The following is a 20006-nucleotide window of genomic DNA, read 5'->3' on the forward strand; positions in this document are numbered from 1 at the left end:
GCTCAACGCGTTCAACGAGGCGTTGTACGACGCGACGGCGCGCGGACTGCGCGACGCTGCGGCCGATCCCGACGTGTCGGTCGTCGTGATCACAGGCGCCGGACGGGCGTTCTCCGCCGGCACCGACCTGATGGAGATGCAGGCCCGCGTGAGTGATCCCGACTTCGTGCCCGGCGAATTCGGTTTCCCCGGGCTGGTCGACGCGCTCGCCGAGTTCCCTAAGCCGCTGATCGTCGCGATCAATGGGATCGGCCTCGGAATCGGTGCCACGATCATCGGCTTCGCCGACCTGGTGTTCATGTCGTCGCAGGCGCGGCTGAAGTGCCCGTTCACCGCGCTGGGCGTCGCACCGGAGGCCTCGTCGTCGTTCTTCATGCCGGCACTGATCGGGCGGCAGAACGCGACGTGGATGCTGATGTCGTCGGAGTGGATCGACGCCGCGCAGGCGCAGCGGATGGGCCTGGTCTTCGACGTCTGCGAGCCTGACGAATTGATGCCGACGACCTATCGGCACGCGCACGTGCTCGCCGACAAGCCGCTGGCGAGTCTGATGGCCGTCAAGGAGACGATGGTCGCGCCGATCAGCGAGCAGGTCCGCGCGGCCAAGGAGGTCGAGGGCGCGTGGTTCCGCCGACTCATGGGCACCGGCGCCAACGCCGAGGCGCTTGCCGACTTCACCGGCAAGGACGGCTAGACCTCGAAGAGTCGGGCCGCGTTGTCGTAAAGGACCTTGCGGAGCCAATCGTCGCCGAGGTCGAGGCCGATGAGGGCCTCGATGCCGTGGGCGTACGGATAGGGGATGTTCGGGTAGTCCGAGCCCCAGAAGACCTTGTCGCCCAACGCCTTTACCCGGGGTAGCGCGTCACGCGGGTACGGCGAGTCGACCTCGGCGAAATCGGTGAACGACATCGTCGTGTCCAGGCCGACGTTCTCGTAGCGTTCGGCGAGGTCGAGGAAGTCCAGGTACTCCGTCGTGCCCATGTGGGCGACGATGAGCCGTAGCGACGGGAAGCGGGCCAGGATCTCGGCGACCGGGCCGGGCCCGGTGTAGGGCCCCGGAGCCGGACCCGATCCGCAGTGGATGACCACGGGCAGGTCGGCGTCGGCGATGAGTCCCCACACCCCGGTGAGCAGCGGGTCGGCGGGGGAGAAGTCGCCGACCTGCACGTGCACCTTGAAGACCCGTGTCCCCGCTTCGATGGCGTCGGCGGTGTACTGCAGTGCGCCCGGCTCGGGGTAGAAGGTCGACGTGTGCAGGCAGCGCGGCTCGCGGGAGGCGAAGCCGACTGCCCACTCGTTGAGCCATGCGGCCATGCCGGGCTTGTGCGCGTAGACCATCGAGGTGAAGGCACGCACCCCGAAAGCCTCGAGACCGTCGGAGCGGACCTGCTCGTCGGCGCGGTAGTGGATCGGCCACTCGCGGCCCAACGCGGGCCCGACGCCGTCGAAGAAGGCCCACACCTTGTCGAGCACGTTGCGCGGCATGAAGTGGGTGTGGATGTCGATCAGGCCGGGCAGGCCCAGCGGTTCCCAGAGCCGCCGCACCGCCTCGGCGTCAGCGGCGGTGAAGGGTTCGGGCGTTCCCGCATCCGTGTCATCGGTGCACACGGCTTCAGGCTATGCCTCTTGCGTGTTCCGGTCGTTGCGCGAGGCGAAAACCGCCTCGAAGGTCTCGGAGATCGGCCGGAAGGTGACGCCCAGTGCCTCGGCGGTCGAGTTGTCGGGGTCGGGCGGATACAGCAGGTAATCGACCGCCGTCTCGCTGAGCTGCTCGAGACTGGCAGGGACGAGGTTGCGGAAGCGGTCGGCGAGTCGGCCCAGCCCGACGAGGGCAGTGTTGGGGATCGGGATGTAGTGGACCCGACGTCCCGATGCGGCCGACATTGCGCGGGCCAGCGCTCGACCGGTCAACCGGTGCCCGCCGGCGGCGACGCGGCGCGGGCCGTGGCCGGGCTCGATGAGCCGGGTGTGTAGGTCGGCTAGGTCGCGCACGTCGACGACGGTCAGTCCGCCGGTGCGGCCGAGGACACCGGCGTCGGCGAGGCTGAACAGTCCGTCGCCCGATTCGCCCAGGTGGCCGGCGGCGGCGGGACCCATGACGCCGCACGGGTAGGTGATCGCGATCGGTGCCCCACGGTCCTGGAGGTCGCGGACGTACTTTTCGACGGCGGTCTTCGAGCGTCCGTAAGCCCCGGCGCCGCCGGTCAACGGCGACTCGCCGTCGAGTATCGGCCGCGTCTTCGACCACAGCACCACCGAGCTCGACACGTGGACGATGGCCCCGATACCGGCATCGACGGCACCGCCGACGATGTTGCGCGTGCCGGCGACGTTGCGCGCCACCATGGCGTCGTCGTCGGCGTCGTCGGTGTGCTGCAGCACGACCTCGGCTGCGGTGTGCACGACGGCGTCGCAACCCTGCAGGGCGCTCGCCGTCGACGTCGGATCGGTGATGTCACCGACGACGTGGTCGTCGCCGTTGAAACCGAAGAAATCTGCTGTTCGCCGCAGTTTGTCGGGACTGCGGACTAAGAAGCGGAGCTCGTGGCCCTGCTCGGCGATGGCGGCCGCTGTCCAGCCGCCGACGAATCCGGTCGCACCGGTGATCAAGACGCGCACGAGTCGATTCTTCAGTATGAGGATTCACTGTGGACACAGCTCGGGCGGTTGCCGCAAAACTAGAACGTGTTCTAGTCTAGTGTGAAACACACTCAGATCCGCTTGTCGCCCAGCGCACGGCGGGTTTTCATGGCTCGGAGGGGGGAACGATGGCAGAGGGTAAAGACGGTTCCGCGTCGGCGAAGGGGGATGCACCCGAGTCGGACGATTCCGCGCCCAAGACCGACGGCTGGGACCCCGTATGGGTCGGGCGGGTCATGCCGCTGCTGCGGACCATCGCCAAGATGTACTTCCGGTCGGAGGTCACCGGCATGGAGAAGGTGCCCGAAGGGGGCGTGTTGCTGGTCAGCAACCACTCCGGCGGGACCCTGGCCTACGACGTCCCACTGTTGGCTGTCGCCTTCTCCGAGGAGTTCGGCGATGACCGTCCGTTGTGCACGCTGGCCCACGACCTGATCTTCATCGGCCAGGGTGACGCCATCTTCCGCAAATTCGGGTTCCTCCCCGCGAACCCGCGCAACGCGGTCGCCGCACTCCAGGACGGCATGGCCACCCTCGTCTTCCCCGGCGGTGACTGGGACGCCATGCGCCCGACCCGAGACGGGGCCAAGGTCGACTTCAACGGCAACCAGGGTTACATCCGCACAGCTCTCAAGGCCGGGGTGCCGATCGTCCCCATCGTCACCATTGGCGGCCAGGAGACCCAACTCTTCCTCAACGACGGCGCCGGCCTGGCCAAGTTCCTGCGCCTGGACAAGTTGATCCGCGCCCAGCGCGCCCCGCTGGTCCTCGGCTTCCCGTTCGGCCTCGGACTCGGCATGACGCCGAACCTTCCGCTGCCTTCCAAGATGGTCACCCGGGTCCTCGACCCGATCGACATCACTGCCGAGTTCGGCGCCGACCCCGACATCGACGCCGTCGACGAACTCATCCGTTCCCGCATGCAGGCCGCACTCGACGAACTCTCCGACGAGCGCCGATTCCCCATCATCGGCTGAGGACACCAATGAACCGCATCCGCGATCAGATCTCCCGCTTGACCTGGATCTTCAGCGTGCTCGTGCGCAGCCGATTCCTGACCCTGCTGCGCCCCGACCGCTACCTGCGGATGGGCCTGTCGCTGCGGCGCCAAGGTGGAACCAACGCGGTCAGCGGAATCGGGCTGGCCGCCGCGCAGCACCCGGGCGACACCGCGCTGTACGACGAGGCGGGATCGCTCACCTGGGCGCAGCTCGACGCCCGTGTCGACGCCCTCGCCGTCGGGCTCGCCGAGATGGCCGGCCGGACGCCGCGCACCGTCGCCATCATGTGCCGCAACCACCGCGGGCTCATCGAAGCGCTGGCCGCGACCATCCGCCTCGGCGCCGACGCCGTCCTGCTGAACACCGGGTTCGCCGGGCCGCAGCTGCGCGACGTCCTCCTGCGCGAGAACGCCGACATCGTCATCGCCGACGACGAGTTCGCCGACCTGATCGCCCACTCCCGCGACGCCAACCCGACGATGCCGTGCTTGTGGTCGTGGCAGGAGGGCACCGGGCTGCGCGACGATCCCGACACCGCCGAACGGCTCATCGTCCGCCGCCTCGGCCAGCGCCCGGCGCGCCCGCGCAAACCCGGTCGCATCATCCTGCTCACGTCGGGCACGACGGGCACCCCTAAGGGGGCCAAGCGCGCCACCAGCGGCTCCGACGTGATGTCTCTGGCGGCGATGCTCGACCGCATCCCGTGGCGTGGGGGCGAGACGATGGTGATCGCCGCACCGATCTTCCACGCGTGGGGATTCGGGCAGATGGCGATCGCCTCGACCATGCACGTGACGATGGTGATGAGTCGTCGCTTCGACCCGGTCGGCACCCTCGACCTCGTGCGCAAGCACAACGCGTCCGGGCTCGCTGTTGTACCGGTCATGCTGGAGCGGATCATCGACCTGCCCGACGAGGTCCTCGACGCTCGCCCGATGCCGTCGTTGCGGTTTGCGACCGCGAGCGGTTCGAGGATGCGCGCGGAGTCGATGATCGCGTTCATGGACCGCTTCGGCGACGTCGTCTACAACAGCTACAACGCGACCGAGGCGGGCCTGATCAGCACCGCCACCCCCGCGGATCTGCGCTTCGCGCCCGACACCGCCGGACGGCCGATCGCCGGGACCGAGGTCCGGATCCTCGACGACGAGTTGCGTCCGCTGCCGGTCGGCGACGTCGGCAAGATCGCCGTCGCCAACGAGTCGTCGTTCGACGGCTACACCAGCACCGACACCAAGGACTACGCCGACGGCTACATGCTCTCCGGAGACGTCGGGCGTTTCGACGAGGCCGGTCGTCTCTACGTCGTCGGTCGCGACGACGAGATGATCGTGTCGGGTGGGGAGAACGTCTACCCGCTCGAGGTCGAGCAGGTCCTCGACGCGCACCCCGGCGTCGGCGAGGTCGCGGTGATCGGTGTCGATGACGAGAAGTTCGGCCAGCGATTGGCCGCCTACGTGGTGCGCAGTGACGCGAGCATCGATGCCGACCAACTCAAGGCGCACGTCAAGGCACAGCTTGCGGGCTACAAGGTGCCCCGCGATATCCATTTCATCGAGGTTCTCCCGCGTAACGCCACCGGCAAGGTGCTCAAACGGGACCTGTCACCGAAGGAGGGCTGAAGCATGCAACGACTGCAGCGGCTTTCGGGCAATGACGCCCTGATGCTGAACATGGAGAACCCCACCACTCCGATGCACACGCTGAAGGTGGCGATCATCGACTCGTCGCGCCGGGGCAAGCCCGTGACGTTGGACGAGTTGATCGAGGTCCTGCCGGACTACCTCGGCCATTTTCCGCGTGCGACGCAACGCGTTGAGACCGCGTCGCAGACCTACAGTGCCCGGCCGTTCTGGGTGTACGACGAGAACTTCAACGTTGCCGATCATCTGGACGAGCGGACCGCGCAAGAGCCGGGGGACCGGCATGCCCTGGATGCGATCCTCACCGATCTGGCCGTCGAGCAGCTCGACCGCGCCCGGCCACTGTGGGCGATGACCTTGGTCAACGGCCTCGCCGACGGCCAGCAGGCCGTCGTCGTGCGGGTGCACCATGCGGTAGCCGACGGATTGGCGGCGTTGAACACCTTCATGATCGCCACGTCGGAGGAGGGCGGCACGGTCGCGCCCTGCCCGATCGGCGAGTTGGAGCCGGTCGAGCGTGAGGAACTGCTGACCAACGCGCGCGAGGAGTCCAAGAGGCTGATCCGTGACGTGCCCGGCGCGACCGCACGCTTCGTCAAGGGCGTCGTCAACTCCCGCCGGTTCGAGGACCGCCATCTGGTGCCCCAGCCGATGGAGTCCGCGCGCAACAGTTTCTCCACGCGCAGCGGCGGGGAGCGGCGCTGCGCGAGTGCCGACCTCGCATTGGCGCGGATCCAGCGCGTCGCGGTCGCTACCGAGACGACCGTCAACGGCGCGTTGCACGGCGTCATCGCCGGTGCCAAGCGCGCGGAGATGATCGCCCGTAGCGAGGACTTGCGGTCCCCGTCGGTGACGGTGTTCGGCGTCGCTGCCGACCTGACATCCAACCGGACCGCTGGCAACGAGATCTCCACGGCACTGGCCTACCTGCGGACCGACATCGACGACCCCGTCGACCGCCTGACGGCGACCGCGCAGAGCTGCGCCGCCGCGGTGAGCAAGCGGCGCACCGTCGGTTTCGAGCTGACCGATCAGATCGCCGTCTACACCGGTCGGACCGGGCCGGTGTTCCGGAAGCTGGCCGCGCCGGTGGTGCCCCGCGTCGTCAACAACATCACGACCGCGAACCTCCCCGGGCCGCGCCAGACGCGCTGGGTCGGGCAGATCGAGGTCGTCGACTGGATTTCCTTCGCGCTGGCGATCGCGCCGGCCGACGTGAACCTCACCGCCTACAGCTATGCCGGGCGGATCAGCATGGGCCTCATCACGACGCCCGAATCCATGCCCGACCCGGAGCGGTTCCTGGGCCGGGTGGCGGAGTCGCTCGACACAGTAGAGGCTGCCTTGGTCGAGCGCGGGATGCTCGACCTGTCCGCCGAAACCGCGGCCAAACCCGACGAGAAGGCGAAGTGAGTGACGTGGGACTGAGCAAATGGGATACGACGGTTGCGCGGGTCGGGCTGTTCGCCAACGTGATGCCCCGCGCGGTCGCCAGTGCGCGCGCAGCGGCGCGGGGATCGGACCGGCTGGGCATCCCGCCGTCGAAGGTGGGGGCGCGGACGGTCGGTGAGTCCGCCGTCGACGAGCTCTTCGTCGCGATCAACTCGATCGTGCGCGACGTGTCATCCATCGACGACCTGGCCTCCGATGTCGCCCGGTGCGAGGAGGCGGCACCGATTCTCACCGAACTCGGCGTGACCGGGGTCAACCAGCCGCAACCGGTGCCGACGATCCTGCGCCGCACCCGCAAGCGCTTTACGACGACGGTCTACGAACTCATCGACTTCTACCCGGAGGTCAACCTGCCCGGGCCGTTGGCGCCGTACGCGCCCTACCTGGACGGTGTGGTGTCGGCGCGGGTGCTCGCCCACGACGAACCCGGGCGCCGCTGGATCATCTGGGTGCACGGTGCCGGGCAGGGCCGGCCTGACGACCTCTTCACCTTCCGGGCCGCGCACCTGCACGAGAAGCTCGGATACAACGTCATCCTGCCGGTGCTGCCGGCGCACGGGACCCGGGCCCACCCCAGCGTCGACTACCCCGGGTTCGACCCGTTGGAGAACGTCGCCGTCACGGTGCGCGCCATCGCCGAGATCCGGGCGCTCGTCGCGTGGGCGAATTCGGCCGCACCGGCCGACATCACGATTGCCGGAACGTCGTTGGGTGGTCCGCTGGCGGCGATGGTCGCCGGTCTGGAGCCGTCGGTCTCGTCAGTGTTGGCGCTGGTCCCGATGCTCGGCGTGCATTCGACGCTGGCCCACCACATGGACCGTGCCGGTGAACTGGGCAAGACCGCGGCGCAGTTGCTTCGCAGCGACAGCGTCACCGCGGTGACATCGGTCGTCGACCCGCTTTCCGTAATGCCTTACGCCGAGCCGGATCGGCGCCTGGTGATCGCTGCGCTCAACGACCGCGTCACCTGGGTGACTGCGGCGCAGAAGCTGCACGACCATTGGGGTGGGCGCATCGAGTGGTACCCGGGTGGCCATGTGGGCCACGTCTTCTCCGGTGTGGTCAAGTCCCTGACCGACGAGTTCCTCACCGAGCCCCTCAGCTGACGCCGAGCGTGCGGCGGGCTGGCCTTGCCGCACGCTCGACGAAGAGCGGGGACGGCTCAGCCGGGGATTAGGTCGGGGTTGGCGCCGTCCAGTAGTTCGGCGCGATCCTCGGGAACGGCGAAACCGGCTTCGATCGCAGCGTCAGCGGCCTGCTCGTACGCCTTCAGGTAGCCCTCGGAAGACCCGTATCGGGCCGCCAGCGCCTCGTCGGGAATCGGCTTTGTCGCGCCGAAGAGCAGATGGATCCGCGACACCGGATTCGCGACGACGCCGGTCAGTACCTGCGTGGGTGCCTCGACACAGGGCATGCGCACCCCGCCGACGGCATTGCCGACGTCGTCGAGTTGTAGCGTCGGCTCGGCGTCAGGATGCTCGATGAGGCTCAGCGGCGGTGTACTGCGCGGCGCGGCTCCACCGCGCGACCACGCATCCAGGTGGCGCAGTGCGGCGCGCAGGACGAACAACTGCTGCCCGCGGTTCACGGGATCGGGGAGGCCGAGATATTCCTCGAACGGTCCGATCTGCACGAGGTCGGCGTGTGCCGAGCCGGCGACCTCCCAGACCCGCAGGTGCTCGTTGTCGGGCTCGCGCGCCAGGTAGTACTTGAAGTTGGTGAGCAACTCGGTCTCGGTCTGCACGACGACGACGGGCTTGGCGGGCTTACCGAAGCGGACGGGCCCGCCCTCGTAGGCCAGCGTGATGTCGGCCGGTGCCCCGACCTGCGCGAACGGCAGGCGCCCAAAAGGCCGGCTGTGGACAAGGTAGCCGTCGATCGCGTCGTCGCCCTCGGCGAACTCGGTCACGTAGGTGGTCAGCGCCATCGACGACTGCGATTCGCCGACGGCCAATACTCGTTCGACCCGAAGATCTGCCAGCGGTCCACCAGGACCGCGCAGGGCGGCCGCGATCGCACCGAAGATGTCGTAGCAGTAGGCGTCGCCGGGGTGGTTCATGGCGCCGTAGCGCTCCGGGTCGGCCTGGGCCAGTCCCGGCGCTGCGACATCGAGCTGCACCGACCCGGCGCCGCCCTCGACCCCGGTGTATTGCGCCGAGATGCCCGCCCACGCGTGTCCGGCCCGGACGAGTTCTTGGGCGATATAGGTGTACTCGGCCGGGGCGTCGGCACCGGAGCTGACATTGAGCCATTCGACGACGAGCGTGCCGCTGAACCGCTCCGGATGAGCGGGGCGGCGGACCACGACGCGGGTGGTGAAATCGGCCGGCGGCGCGTCACCGGTCGGAGTGCGCCCGCCGACGGTGCCGCTGGCGGCGTACTCGGTCTCGGTGTAGTCGTGCGCCACCAGGTCGGGGCCCGCCGTCGCACTCATCAACGAGCAGCCCTTGCCCCCGGTGAGCTCGACGAACGCGACGCTCATGCCTGCTTCTGCGCTTTGCGCCAGTTGTTGATCGCGCCGCCGAACACCGAGTTCATCTTCGTCCCCACCGGCCAGCCCGCGTAGTAGCAGAGGAACAGTGCGATCTCCTCGAGCTGTTCGGGCGTGAGCTCGCCATTGCCGAGGGCCGCTCCGGCCTGGATCTCGGCGACGTCGGTGTGGCCGTTGCCGGCCAGCAGGCCGAGCAGCAGCAGGCGCCGGTCGCGGTTGGACAGACCTTCGCGCGTCCACACCTCGGCGAACAACTGGTCGGCGGTGTGCCCGAAGTGAAGGCCGGGACCGTCAGACATCTCCCAGCCATAGACCTCCGACATCTTGTCGACGCCGCGCTTGCGCTGTTCGGTACCCTCTCCGCCGACGGCGGTTCCTGAACTCATGCCTCTGTGCTCCTCTGGTTCTTGCTCTGCTCTGGCTCTGGTACTAGTCGACGATTCCGAGGCCCGGCGCCAGTTCGGCGCGGGCAATCGTGCCCAGCGGAAGGTCGACGTCGAGTTGCCCGCCCAGCGCCAACGCCAGGTCGAGGTCCTTGTTGCCCAAGTTGACCACGTGGGTGAAGACGCCGTACCAGAAGTCGTCGGGATCGATCGGTGCCGTCGTCTTGCGCAGCATGATCGCCCCGGCGCCACCGGTGATGGCGTCGGTGTGGCGAACGACTCGGCCGAGTTTCTCCAAGTCGATCCCGGCGGCCTCGGCCAAGCGGGACGCCTCCGTCGTTGCGGTGAACGAGATGAAGTGCAGCAGGTTGCGCGCCAGCTTCATCTTGGTGCCCGCCCCGACCTCCTCGCCGGCGTGGACCAACATGTCCCCGGCGAGTTTGAACGCCGGCTTGACCTGGTCGTAGGCCTCGCGTGGGCCGCCGAACATGATCGCCAACCGGCCCTGCTCGGCCCCCGGCGCTCCGCCAGAGATCGGAGCGTCGAGCAGTTGTACCCCGTGGCGGGCACAGACCTGCGCCAACTCGGCGGCGGTGTCGGGCCCGATCGTCGAATGGACGGTGATGACCGTGCCGGGTGCCGCCGTGGTGAGGAGGTCGGCGACGACGGCGTGCACCTGGGCGTCGTTGACGACGCAGATGCCGATGACGTCGGCTCGCTTGGCCAGCTCTGGGAGGGAGTCGGCCCGCGCCGCCCCTGCCTCGACGAGGCGTTCGACCGCCTCGTCGGACAGGTCGAAGACGGTGAGCCCGCCCGGCCACTGCGCCAACCGTGCGGCCATCGGGCCGCCGATGTTGCCCAGGCCGACGTAGCCGAGGCGGACGTCGTCGCTCATGGCCGGTAGACCTGCCCGCCGTCGACGTTGAAGATCTGGCCGGTGATCCAGCTGGCCTCATCCGACAGCAGGAACTTGCACATGCCGACGTGGTCGGCGGGGGTGCCGAACCGCTTGAGCGGCAGCGCCTTCACCATGTCCTTGACCATCTCCTCGGGGGTGGTCGTCCGGGTGGCCTCGGTGTCGGTGGGGCCGGGCGCGATCGCGTTGACGCGGATGTTGTTGCCGCCGAGCTCGGTGGCGAGCTGGAAGGTCAGGTTGTTGATCCCGGCCTTGGCCAGGCCGTAGAAACCGCTGTAGAGGTAAGCGGCGGTCGAGGACTGGTTCACGATCGCGCCGCCCTCCTTCATGTGCGGGTACACCGCGCGGGTCACGGCGAGCGCGCCGTCGAGGTTCACGCTCATGAACTTCTTGTAGTAGTCCCACGGGACGGTGATGAGGAAGTCGAGCTTCATTCCGCCGTAGATCGCGGCGTTGTTCACCAGGCCGTTGATGTTGCCGTAGCGCTCGACCGTCGCCGCGGCGAGGGCCTCGGCCGAAGCCGGGTCGGAGACGTCGGTGTGCACGTACAGGCCACCGATGTCGGCGGCGACCTTCTCGCCGGCCTCGTCGTTGAGGTCGGCGACGACGACGTTCGCGCCCTCGTCGGCCAGCCCGCGGGCGTAGCCTTCGCCGATACCGCCGGCGGCACCGGTCACGATGATGGTCCTGCCGTCGAAGCGTCCTGAGCTCATGAGATCTTTCCTAACTGTTGGGTTTGGTTGGTTGTGGCTATGCGGGCTGTGGTTACGCCGGCTTGGCGACGGCCTTGGACTCGAGGTACTCCTCGAACCCGGCGACGCCCATCTCGCGCCCGATACCGGACTGCTTGAAGCCGCCGAAGGGCACGTCGGCGGCGTACCAGATGCCGCCGTTGACGCCCATTGTTCCGGTCCGGACACTGTTGACGACGTGGTTGATGCGGTCCTCGTCGGTGCCGTAGACCATGCCGGACAGGCCGTAGGGGGAGTCGTTGGCGATGCGGATCGCATCGTCGTCGCCGTCGTGGGGGATGATGACGAGCACCGGACCGAAGATCTCCTCCTGCGCCACGCGCGAGGAGTTGTCCAGACCCGAGATCAGCGTCGGCTCGACGAAGAAGCCCTTGTCCTTGCCCGCGGGCCGGCCGCCGCCGCACTCGATGGTGCCGCCCTCTTCGACGGCGAGCTTGATGTAGCCCTCGACGCGCTCGCGCTGCTTCGCGCTGATCAGCGGACCGCAGATGGTGCCCGGCTTGCTCGGGTCGTCGGCCGCGAGGCCCTTCATAGTGTCGGCGGTCGCCTTGATCGCCTCGTCGAGCTTCTCGCGCGGGACCAACAGGCGCGTGGTGATGGCACACCCCTGGCCGGCATGGGTGGCGACGGCGAAGCCGGCCATCGAGCAGGCGCCGCCGAGGTCGGCGTCATCGAGGACGATGAACGCGGACTTGCCGCCGAGCTCGAGGAAGACCTTCTTCAGGCTGTCCACCGAGGCCTCCATGACCTTCTTGCCCGTCACGGTGGAGCCGGTGAACGAGATGATGTCGACCCGCGGGTCGGCCGAGAGCTGCGCACCGATCGCGTGGTCGGAGGAGGTGATCACGTTGACCACGCCCGGCGGAAAGTCAGTCTCCTCGGCGATGACCTTGCCGACCAGGGCCGCGGCCCACGGGGTGTCCGGCGCGGGCTTCAGCACGACCGTGCACCCGGCGGCCAGCGCCGGGCCGATCTTGGCGAAGTTGATCTGGTGGGGGAAGTTCCACGGCGTGATGGCCCCGACGACGCCGACGGCCTCGTAGCGCAGTTCGCGCTGGTTGGGGATGCCCATCGGCTTGGCCTTGCCCAAGTCGCGCGTCCACTCGAAACTCTCGGCGAGGTCGGCGAACCAACCCAGGTCTTCGGCGGGGCCGGCGAAGTGCGGGCCGCCGGTGAGGAATGCGGGAGCGCCGACCTCGGCGGTGGTGAGTTCTTTGAACTCGTCGGCATGGGCCAGCAGCGCGTCGCGCAGCTGGCGCAGGCACTTCGCGCGGAACGCGTGATCACGTGCCCAATCGGTCGTGTCGAAGGCGCGGCGGGCGGCGCCGATGGCGGCGTCGAGGTCGGCCGAGGTGGCATCGGCGGCCTGCCCGATTACCTCTTCGGTCGCCGGGTTCACGACGTCGAACGTGCCGCCGGAGCCGGGGACGAGCTTGCCGTCGATCAGCAGGTCGGAGCTGTGTTCCGGGCGCAATGCCATTGGGTTCTCCCTTGTCGGAGCGGTGGAGATGCTGTCTGGTCTGCCGTCTGGACAGGTGTCTAGACGCGAGTACAAACATAGTGTAGCGTGGCCCACATGTCCACCCCGGCAAGTGCTTCGATTTCGCAGGAATCGACGCGACGGCGCCTCACCGCGCAGCAGGCTGACACGGTTGCCAAGCTGACCGACGCGGCCGTCGTCGTGCTGCGCACCGATGGTTTCGACGGCCTCACCGTGCGGTCGGTCGCCAAGCTGGCCGGCGTCGCACCGGCCACGGCGTACACCTATTTCAGCTCCAAGAGCCACCTCGTCGCAGAGGTTTTCTGGCGCCGTCTCGCCGACGGCGTCGCTGAACCCGACATGTCCCTGTCGCCGACCGATCGCGTCGTCGAACTCCTGCGCTCGATCGCCCTCGTCGTCACAGGCGACGGCGACATCGGCGGAGCGGTCACCGTCGCCCTTCTTGGCAGCGACCCCGACGTCGAACACCTTCGTCTGCGCATCGGCGGGTTCATCCGCCGCCGACTCTCGGCCGCACTCGGCGTCGACTGGGAGAACCCGGGCCCGGCCGTCGAAGCACTCGAAATGCTCTACGCCGGCGGTCTCGTCCACGCCGGAATGGGCCACATGTCCTACGAGGACACGGCCGACCGACTCACCGAATCGGCGTTGCTGATCATGCGCGCCGCCGAGCAGTAACCAACCTCAGCACCAACCGCACCACCGGATTCAGCCCAAGGAGAACCAGTGAGCACGACCATCGCGGGAATGGAACAGCGATTGCCGTTCGATCCCTACGCCTACGACTTCCACGAAGACCCGTACCCCACGTATGCGCGGCTGCGGGCCGAAGCGCCGGTCTACTACAACGCCGAGCTCGACTTCTGGGCGCTGTCGCGCCACGAGGATGTGCGCAACGCCTTCCGTAACAGCGTCCAGCTGTCCAACGCATGGGGCGTGTCGATGGACCCGAGCGCCTACGGTCCCGACGCGAGCAAGTCGATGTCCTTCCTGGCGATGGACGACCCCAAGCACATGCGCATCCGCAAGCTCGTCTCCAAGGGCTTCACCCCGCGACGGGTCAACGAGCTGGCCGAGAGCATCCGCGAGCTCACCCGGGAGCACTGGAACAAGTGCCTGGAGATGGGCGAGTTCGACTACGTCACCGACTTCGCCGGCAAGCTGCCGATGGACGTGGTGAGCGAATTGCTCGACGTCCCCGTCTCCGATCGCGCCTACCTGCGCGAGCAGTCCGATCTGCTGATCCATCGCGAGGAGGGGGTCCTCGACGTCCCCGAGGCAGCCGTCCACGCCTTCCTGAGTCTCTATACGTACTACAACGAGTTGCTCGCTGGGCGTCGCAAGAATCCGGGCGACGATCTCGTCTCGGCCCTGCTCGACGCCGAGATCGTCGACGAGGAGTCCGGTGAGAACGTGCGCCTGTCCGACGACGACATCGTCGGCTTCATGTTCCTGATGGTCGTCGCCGGCAATGAGACCACCACCAAGCTGCTCGCCAACGCCGTCTATTGGGCGCACGAGAACCGCCCGCAGCTCGACCGTGTGCTCGCCGATCCGGACCTGGTCCCGCTGTGGACCGAGGAGACCCTGCGCTTCGACAACTCGACGCAGATGGTGCTGCGCCGCGTCGCCGAGGACTACGAGGTGAACGGCACGGTCATTCCGGCGACCCACCGCGTCCTGCTCCTCGTCGGCTCGGCCAACCGCGACGCCGAGGTTTTCGGCGCCGACGCCGATCAGTACATCCTCGGTCGCGATGTCGCACAGAACCTCATGAGCTTCGGTATCGGCACCCACTTCTGCTTGGGCGCCCACCTGGCCCGACTGGAATCCAACATCGGGTTGGAGGAGGTCGCGCGAAGTGTCTCCAACTACGAGATCGATCTGGACAACGCGGTGCGCGTGCACTCGGTCAATGTGCGCGGCTTCGCCAACCTCCCCATGAAAGTGCAGGCCCGTTGATGGCTTACATCCCTCATCCCGACCGCCGTCCCGTCCTCGTCGCCGGCGCCTCCTCCGGCATCGGCGCGGCGACCGCTGAACGCCTCGCCGGCGCTGGATACCCCGTCGCCCTGGCCGCGCGCCGGGTCGAGAAGCTGCAGGAGTTGGCCGACCGGATCAACGAGGCCGGCGGCGAGGCTGTCGCCGTTCCACTCGACGTCACCGACCAGCAGTCGGTGACCGCCGCCGTGGCGCAAGCCGAAGCGGCGCTGGGCCCCCTCGAGATCGTCGTCGCCGGAGCAGGTGACCTGCGGGTCGGCCTCGGACACGAGATGCCGGTGGACGACTGGGCCGATCAGATCAACATCCACCTCGTCGGCGCCTATCGCGTGTACCGCGCGGTGATCGAGGGCATGATCTCGCGCACCCGCGGTGACTTCGTGTTCATCGGCTCCGACGTTGCGGCCCACCCGCGGCCCTGGTCGTCGGCCTACGTCGCCGCCAAGAGCGGCGTCGACGGCCTGGTCGCCACCGTCCAGCTCGAACTGGAGGGCACCGGCGTCCGCGTCGGCATCGTCCGCCCGGGCCAGACGCTGACCGGCATGGGCATGGACATGGACCCGGAGGTGGGCGAGAAGATGCTCAACGACTGGATCAAGTTCGGCCTGGCCCGTCACGGCAACTTCATGGAGCCCGAACACCTGGCGATCGCCATCGAGACGATGGTCACCATGCCGCGCGGCGCGCACATGCGCGAGGTTGAAGTGGAAGCCGAAGGCGCCATCCCGAAATCCAAACGAACCGATATCTGACCTCTGATTCAGCCCAGCACAACACCAGTCATGACACAGAAGGGATAACCCATCATGACCACATCCATCGACCGGAAGACCCCCAAGCGCGTCTCCGGCGGGGAGGGCGAACACGGCCACCTCGACGACATGACCAACGACCCGATCGAGCTGTTCTGGCGCGTGCGCAACGAGTGCGGCGACGTCGGCATGTTCCAGCTGGCCGGCAGTGAGGTCGTGCTCGTCTCCGGCGCGACCGCCAACGAGGAGTTCTTCCGCGCTCCCGACGAGCTGCTCGATCAAGCCGCCGCGTACCCGTTCATGACGCCGGTGTTCGGCGAGGGCGTGGTGTTCGACGCTTCGCCCGAAGAACGGTCGAAGGCGCTGCACAACCAGGCGCTCAAGGGTGCGCACATGAAGCAGCACGCCATCACCATCCCCAATGAGGTCGAGCGGATGATCGCCAACTGGGGCGACGAGGGCGAGATCGACCTGCTCGAGTGGTTCGGTGAATTGACGCTCTACACGTCGTCGTCGTGCCTGATCGGTCGCAAGTTCCGGGAAAGCCTCAACAAGCGGATCTCGGAGATCTACCACGACCTCGAGCGAGGTACCGACCCGTACGCCTACGTCGACTACAACGCCGACATTGAGAGCTTCCGCCGCCGCGACGCGGCACGCGCCGAGCTCGTCGAGTTCATCGGTGGAATCCTCGAGGAGCGCGAGGCCAACCCGGAGACCGACAAGGACCAGCGCGACCTCCTCGACGTTCTCGTCTCGTTGAAGAACGAGGACGGGACGCCGATGTTCAGCGCTGACACGGTGACCGGCATGTTCATCTCGATGATGTTCGCCGGGCACCACACCACTCAGGGCACCTCGGCCTGGACGCTCCTGGAGTTGCTGCGCCACCCCGACTACATGGCCGAGGTGGTCGCCGAGCTCGACGACATCTATGAGGACAAGGGTGAGGGAAAGGCGGAGTACAGCTTCGCGTCGATGCGCCAGATCCCGCTGTTGGAAGCCGGAATCAAGGAGGCGCTGCGGCTGCACCCGCCGCTGATCATCTTGATGCGTCTGGTCCGCGAGGACTTCACCATCGAGGATGAGGTTGTCAAGGAAGGCCAGCTGATCGCGGTATCGCCGGCAGTCAACAACCGCTTGCCCGAGGACTTCCCCGACGCGGATTCGTACGATCCTTATCGCTACATCGACCCGCGCCAGGACGACATCATCAACCGGTGGACCTGGATCCCGTTCGGTGCCGGACGCCACCGTTGCGTCGGCGCGCAGTTCGCGATGATGCAGATGAAGGCGATCTTCTCGGTGCTGCTGCAGAACTACGAGTTCGAGCTGGCGCAGGATCCCGATTCCTACCACAACGACCACTCGAAGATGGTCGTCCAGCTGGCGCAGCCGTGCCGGGTGCGCTACCGCCGCCGGCAGCGGGACTGAGCGGAAGGGGATTGACGATGCGAATCGAAGTCGATCTCGACCTGTGCCAGGGGCACGGGATGTGCGAGATGGAGGCCCCCGACGTGTTCGAGGCGCAGCGCGATTCGGTGGAGATCCTCGACGCGGAGCCCGACGAATCACTGCGGCCCGCCGTCGAAGCAGCCGTCCGGTACTGCCCCACGCAAGCCCTGCGGATCGTCGAAGACTGACCACCAACAACGCAAGCAAAGGAACACACCATGACTGAAATCAGCGCAAGCACCAGCTTCGGCCCGTTCGACCGCGCCGAACTCGAGGAGATGAAGGACCGCTGGCTCGCGGCCAACATCGAGGCCGAGAAGATCGGCGATTGGCGCGGCCTCGCCGACTACTACGCCGTGGACGCCACCTATGGCTGGAATTACGGTCCGACGAAGGACTTCATGGCCGTCGGCCGCGACGAGATCCGCGATCTGGCCCTCGGCCAGGAGATGGAGGGTCTGAACGGCTGGATCTACCCGTACCAGACGTGGGTCATCGACGAGAAGACCGGCGACATGATCGGTCTGTGGAAGCAGGTTTACGAGGGGACCCGTGAGGACGGGACGAACTACGCGCTCGAGGGCATCCAGGGCAGCTGGTTCAAGTACGGTGGCAACTTCGAGTTCGCCTGGCAGCGCGACTTCTTCGACTACGGCAATGTCTCGGCCCTGTTCATCGAGATGCTGACGAAGAAGGCGATGAGCGACGAGATGCTGGCCCGCGTCGAGAAGTCCGCGCCGGGCAACCTTCCCGGCTGGTACGACTTCGGCACCGCGCCCGTCAAGTTCTGGTGACCCGATGACCGACACAGCCCGTCGGCCATCCTCGCCGTACGCCGACCTCTCGTCGTCGCAGTTGGCGACTCTGCTGCCCGAGCTTCTGCTGTCGGGGCAGTTGATCGACCGCAGCGGTATGGCCCACCTCATCTCGGCCTTCGGGCGCGAGGTGATGACCGAGGTTGCCATCGAGGAGTGGATGGCGGCCAGCCCGGTGTACACCGGGCGGATGCGGTCGGCACTGGGCATCGACGGCGACGGCGTCGTCGACATGTTCAAGTGCCTGCAGCTCGACATCGGGGCGCCGCCGCAGTTCATGGACTTCCGCTACGTCGTGCATGACGAGTACCACGGCGGTTTCATCCTGAGTCACTGCGGCGCGCTGATGGACGTGGAGCCGATGGGCGACGAGTACGTGACCTCGATGTGTCACGACATCGAGGACCCGACCTTCGACGCGACGGCCATCGCGACGAACCGTCGGGCCCGGATCCGGCCGGTGCACCGTCCTCCGCGGGTGCCCACAGACCGCACGCCGCATTGCGAGTGGACGGTGACCATCGAACCCGACCGCGACGAGCTGCCATTGCCCGAGTTCACCAAACCGGTGCTCGAGACGGCGGCCGCGACGGTGGCGCTGAGCCCGATCGACCAAACCGCGACCGACGGGCACGTCGACTACCGGGGTGATCTGGTGGAAGACCTGGTGTTCTCCGACTTCTCCCATACGGCCCTGGTGCGCATGGCCGAGGAGGTCGCGCTGCAGCACCACCTGCTGGCCATCGGCTTCCGGTTGTCGGTACTTCGACGCGACGTCTCCGATCGCGACGGCCACGGCGCGGCTTCCCGCGACGAGCAGGCCCGGCGGATCACCGGGCTCCAACTCATCGGGATCAGTGGGATGGCCTCGGAGAGGTTGCGCGACGCGTTGCGCCTTGGTGATTCCGCGGCGGACCTGGCGACCGTGCTGCGTGCGCACCCGATCCTCGGGCCGCAGCAGTACACCGGTGTCGTCGTCGAGGAGACCGACGCCGGGGTGCGCATCCGCATCCCGCAGGATTCGCCGGCCTTCGGCGACGGTGGCTGGATGGACCTGCTGACACCGGAGTTCACCGATCCGCTCGCCGCGATGGTGGCCGGCGTGGATTCGCGGTGGACCGTGGACTCGGCGTCCTACGCCGACGGTGATCTCGTCGTCGACGTAGTGCGCGGCGAGCCGCACCGGGAGGCCGATGAGGTCGCCATCGTGCGATTCTCCAGCGGGTCGAACTTCGAGTTCACCAACCGCGGTCGGGCCATTCCGATCATCCCGATCACCCCGGTGGGCTGATATGGAGAACGGTCTGGGCGGGCGAGTCGCCGTCGTCGCCGGTGCGACGCGGGGGATCGGACTGTCGGTCGCCTACGCGCTGGCCGGTGCCGGCGCGTCGCTGGTGATCAACGGTCGTGACGCCGATGCGGTGGCCGCGGCCGTCGACGAGATCACCGGCGGTGGCGAGGTCGAGGCGGTCGGGGTCGTCGGACCGGCCTCGGAGGTCGCGGACGAGATCGTTGCGACGGCAGTGCGCCGCTTCGGCGCGCTGGACGTCGCGATCAATTGCGCCGGCGTCGCCGAACCGCCCGGGTCAACGATCCTGACCATCACGCGCGAACAGTTCGAAGAGCAGATCGATGCGCACCTGATGAGTGCCTTCGCGCTGACCCAGGCTGCGGGTCGGCTCATGGCCGAGCAGGGGTCCGGGTCGATCGTGCTGACCGGATCAGCTGCGTCCCACGGCATGTTCGGCGGCAGCGGTTATCCCGCCGGGAAGGGTGGGGTCAACGCGCTCACCCTGGCGGCCGCGGCAGACCTGAAGTCGTCGGGTGTACGCGTGAATGCGGTGCTCCCGGGTGCGCGGTCACGCCTGTCCACCGGCGACGACTACGTGCGCCACATCGAGGGCCTGCACGAGCGCGGCATACTCGACGACGGGCTGCGCGACGCCGCCCTCGATCCGGCGCCGCCGGAGTATGTCGCGCCGCTGTATGTCTTCCTCGCCGGCCAGATGTCCAACGGCATCACCGGGCAGATCTTCAGTGCCGCGGGTGGCTTCATCGGCCGGTACGACCCCGCGCAGCCGTCGTTCATCGCCTATCGCGACCACAACGATTCCGATCCGTACAGCCTGGACGAACTGGCTGCGCTGCTCGGCTGACCCTTGCGGCAGGACCGGTTCATCGGAGCCGTCGGATCTAACGGGCGT

20 protein-coding genes are annotated in these 20006 nt (G+C 67.6%); 13 read left to right on the forward strand and 7 right to left on the reverse strand.

Annotation, left to right across the window (positions count from 1 at the left end; genetic code table 11):
- On the forward strand, window positions 1-694 hold a 694-nt coding region (locus B4L26_RS09010), incomplete at its 5' end, for an enoyl-CoA hydratase/isomerase family protein (protein ID WP_290718161.1).
- On the opposite strand, the gene B4L26_RS09015 is transcribed toward B4L26_RS09010, so the two are convergent.
- A complete protein-coding gene (locus B4L26_RS09015) occupies window positions 691-1608 on the reverse strand; it encodes an amidohydrolase family protein (protein ID WP_290718163.1) in 918 nt (305 codons plus the stop codon). The two genes, B4L26_RS09010 and B4L26_RS09015, sit on opposite strands and share 4 nt — an antisense overlap.
- A gap of 9 nt (window positions 1609-1617) precedes the next feature.
- Entirely contained in the window at window positions 1618-2619 is a 1002-nt protein-coding gene (locus B4L26_RS09020) for an SDR family NAD(P)-dependent oxidoreductase (RefSeq protein WP_290718165.1), read from the reverse strand.
- Window positions 2620-2876: 257 nt separating this feature from the next.
- Between B4L26_RS09020 and B4L26_RS09025 the strand changes: the two genes are divergently transcribed.
- The 4 genes from B4L26_RS09025 to B4L26_RS09040 are packed head-to-tail and all read left to right on the forward strand — an operon-like array spanning window position 2877 to window position 7842.
- Window positions 2877-3617 carry a lysophospholipid acyltransferase family protein gene (locus B4L26_RS09025; protein ID WP_290718229.1) on the forward strand — a complete coding sequence of 247 codons (741 nt, stop codon included), beginning with the start codon at window positions 2877-2879 and terminating at the stop codon, window positions 3615-3617.
- A gap of 8 nt (window positions 3618-3625) precedes the next feature.
- The gene (locus B4L26_RS09030) at window positions 3626-5263 is read left to right on the forward strand and encodes an AMP-binding protein (RefSeq protein ID WP_290718167.1); all 1638 of its coding nucleotides are present in this window, start codon (window positions 3626-3628) and stop codon (window positions 5261-5263) included.
- Between the two features lie 3 nt (window positions 5264-5266).
- Window positions 5267-6697: a wax ester/triacylglycerol synthase domain-containing protein gene (locus B4L26_RS09035; protein ID WP_290718169.1), complete on the forward strand. Its 1431-nt coding sequence runs from the start codon at window positions 5267-5269 to the stop codon at window positions 6695-6697.
- Window positions 6694-7842, forward strand: a complete 1149-nt coding sequence (locus tag B4L26_RS09040; RefSeq protein ID WP_324548672.1) for an alpha/beta fold hydrolase — start codon at window positions 6694-6696, stop codon at window positions 7840-7842. The genes B4L26_RS09035 and B4L26_RS09040 overlap by 4 nt, the downstream gene beginning before the upstream one ends.
- 56 nt (window positions 7843-7898) lie before the next feature.
- Here B4L26_RS09040 and B4L26_RS09045 read toward each other — a convergent pair whose 3' ends face one another.
- Genes B4L26_RS09045 through B4L26_RS09065 form a run of 5 tightly spaced genes read right to left on the reverse strand, consistent with a single transcriptional unit; the run spans window position 7899 to window position 12758 of the window.
- Window positions 7899-9218, reverse strand: coding sequence for an alpha/beta hydrolase domain-containing protein (locus tag B4L26_RS09045; RefSeq protein WP_290718171.1), 1320 nt, complete (start codon window positions 9216-9218; stop codon window positions 7899-7901).
- Window positions 9215-9613 (reverse strand): carboxymuconolactone decarboxylase family protein, encoded by a 399-nt coding sequence (locus tag B4L26_RS09050; RefSeq protein WP_290718172.1) that lies wholly within the window; start codon window positions 9611-9613, stop codon window positions 9215-9217. Before B4L26_RS09050 ends, B4L26_RS09045 begins: the two co-directional genes overlap by 4 nt.
- Before the next feature lie 43 nt (window positions 9614-9656).
- Entirely contained in the window at window positions 9657-10505 is an 849-nt protein-coding gene (locus tag B4L26_RS09055) for an NAD(P)-dependent oxidoreductase (protein ID WP_290718174.1), read from the reverse strand.
- A complete protein-coding gene (locus tag B4L26_RS09060) occupies window positions 10502-11239 on the reverse strand; it encodes an SDR family oxidoreductase (RefSeq protein ID WP_290718176.1) in 738 nt (245 codons plus the stop codon). Before B4L26_RS09060 ends, B4L26_RS09055 begins: the two co-directional genes overlap by 4 nt.
- Window positions 11240-11291: 52 nt before the next feature.
- Window positions 11292-12758 carry an aldehyde dehydrogenase gene (locus B4L26_RS09065; RefSeq protein WP_290718178.1) on the reverse strand — a complete coding sequence of 489 codons (1467 nt, stop codon included), beginning with the start codon at window positions 12756-12758 and terminating at the stop codon, window positions 11292-11294.
- A gap of 96 nt (window positions 12759-12854) precedes the next feature.
- Here B4L26_RS09065 and B4L26_RS09070 point away from each other — a divergent pair, with 96 nt between their 5' ends.
- The 8 genes from B4L26_RS09070 to B4L26_RS09105 all read left to right on the forward strand — a co-directional run bounded on the left by B4L26_RS09070 (window position 12855) and on the right by B4L26_RS09105 (window position 19958).
- Window positions 12855-13457 carry a TetR/AcrR family transcriptional regulator gene (locus B4L26_RS09070; RefSeq protein ID WP_290718180.1) on the forward strand — a complete coding sequence of 201 codons (603 nt, stop codon included), beginning with the start codon at window positions 12855-12857 and terminating at the stop codon, window positions 13455-13457.
- 69 nt (window positions 13458-13526) lie between these two features.
- Window positions 13527-14741, forward strand: a complete 1215-nt coding sequence (locus B4L26_RS09075) for a cytochrome P450 (protein ID WP_290718232.1) — start codon at window positions 13527-13529, stop codon at window positions 14739-14741.
- Entirely contained in the window at window positions 14741-15532 is a 792-nt protein-coding gene (locus B4L26_RS09080; RefSeq protein ID WP_290718182.1) for an SDR family oxidoreductase, read from the forward strand. The genes B4L26_RS09075 and B4L26_RS09080 overlap by 1 nt, the downstream gene beginning before the upstream one ends.
- Before the next feature lie 54 nt (window positions 15533-15586).
- Window positions 15587-16966, forward strand: a complete 1380-nt coding sequence (locus tag B4L26_RS09085; RefSeq protein WP_290718184.1) for a cytochrome P450 — start codon at window positions 15587-15589, stop codon at window positions 16964-16966.
- A 17-nt stretch (window positions 16967-16983) separates the two neighbouring features.
- Window positions 16984-17175 carry a ferredoxin gene (locus B4L26_RS09090; RefSeq protein ID WP_290718186.1) on the forward strand — a complete coding sequence of 64 codons (192 nt, stop codon included), beginning with the start codon at window positions 16984-16986 and terminating at the stop codon, window positions 17173-17175.
- 30 nt (window positions 17176-17205) lie between these two features.
- Window positions 17206-17781: a nuclear transport factor 2 family protein gene (locus B4L26_RS09095; protein ID WP_290718188.1), complete on the forward strand. Its 576-nt coding sequence runs from the start codon at window positions 17206-17208 to the stop codon at window positions 17779-17781.
- Window positions 17782-17785: 4 nt separating this feature from the next.
- Window positions 17786-19093: a hypothetical protein gene (locus B4L26_RS09100; protein WP_290718190.1), complete on the forward strand. Its 1308-nt coding sequence runs from the start codon at window positions 17786-17788 to the stop codon at window positions 19091-19093.
- Between the two features lies 1 nt (window position 19094).
- A complete protein-coding gene (locus B4L26_RS09105; protein ID WP_290718192.1) occupies window positions 19095-19958 on the forward strand; it encodes an SDR family NAD(P)-dependent oxidoreductase in 864 nt (287 codons plus the stop codon).
- Window positions 19959-20006 lie beyond the last annotated feature (48 nt).

Source organism: Gordonia sp. UBA7599, assembly GCA_002477755.1.
GTDB lineage: Bacteria > Actinomycetota > Actinomycetes > Mycobacteriales > Mycobacteriaceae > Gordonia.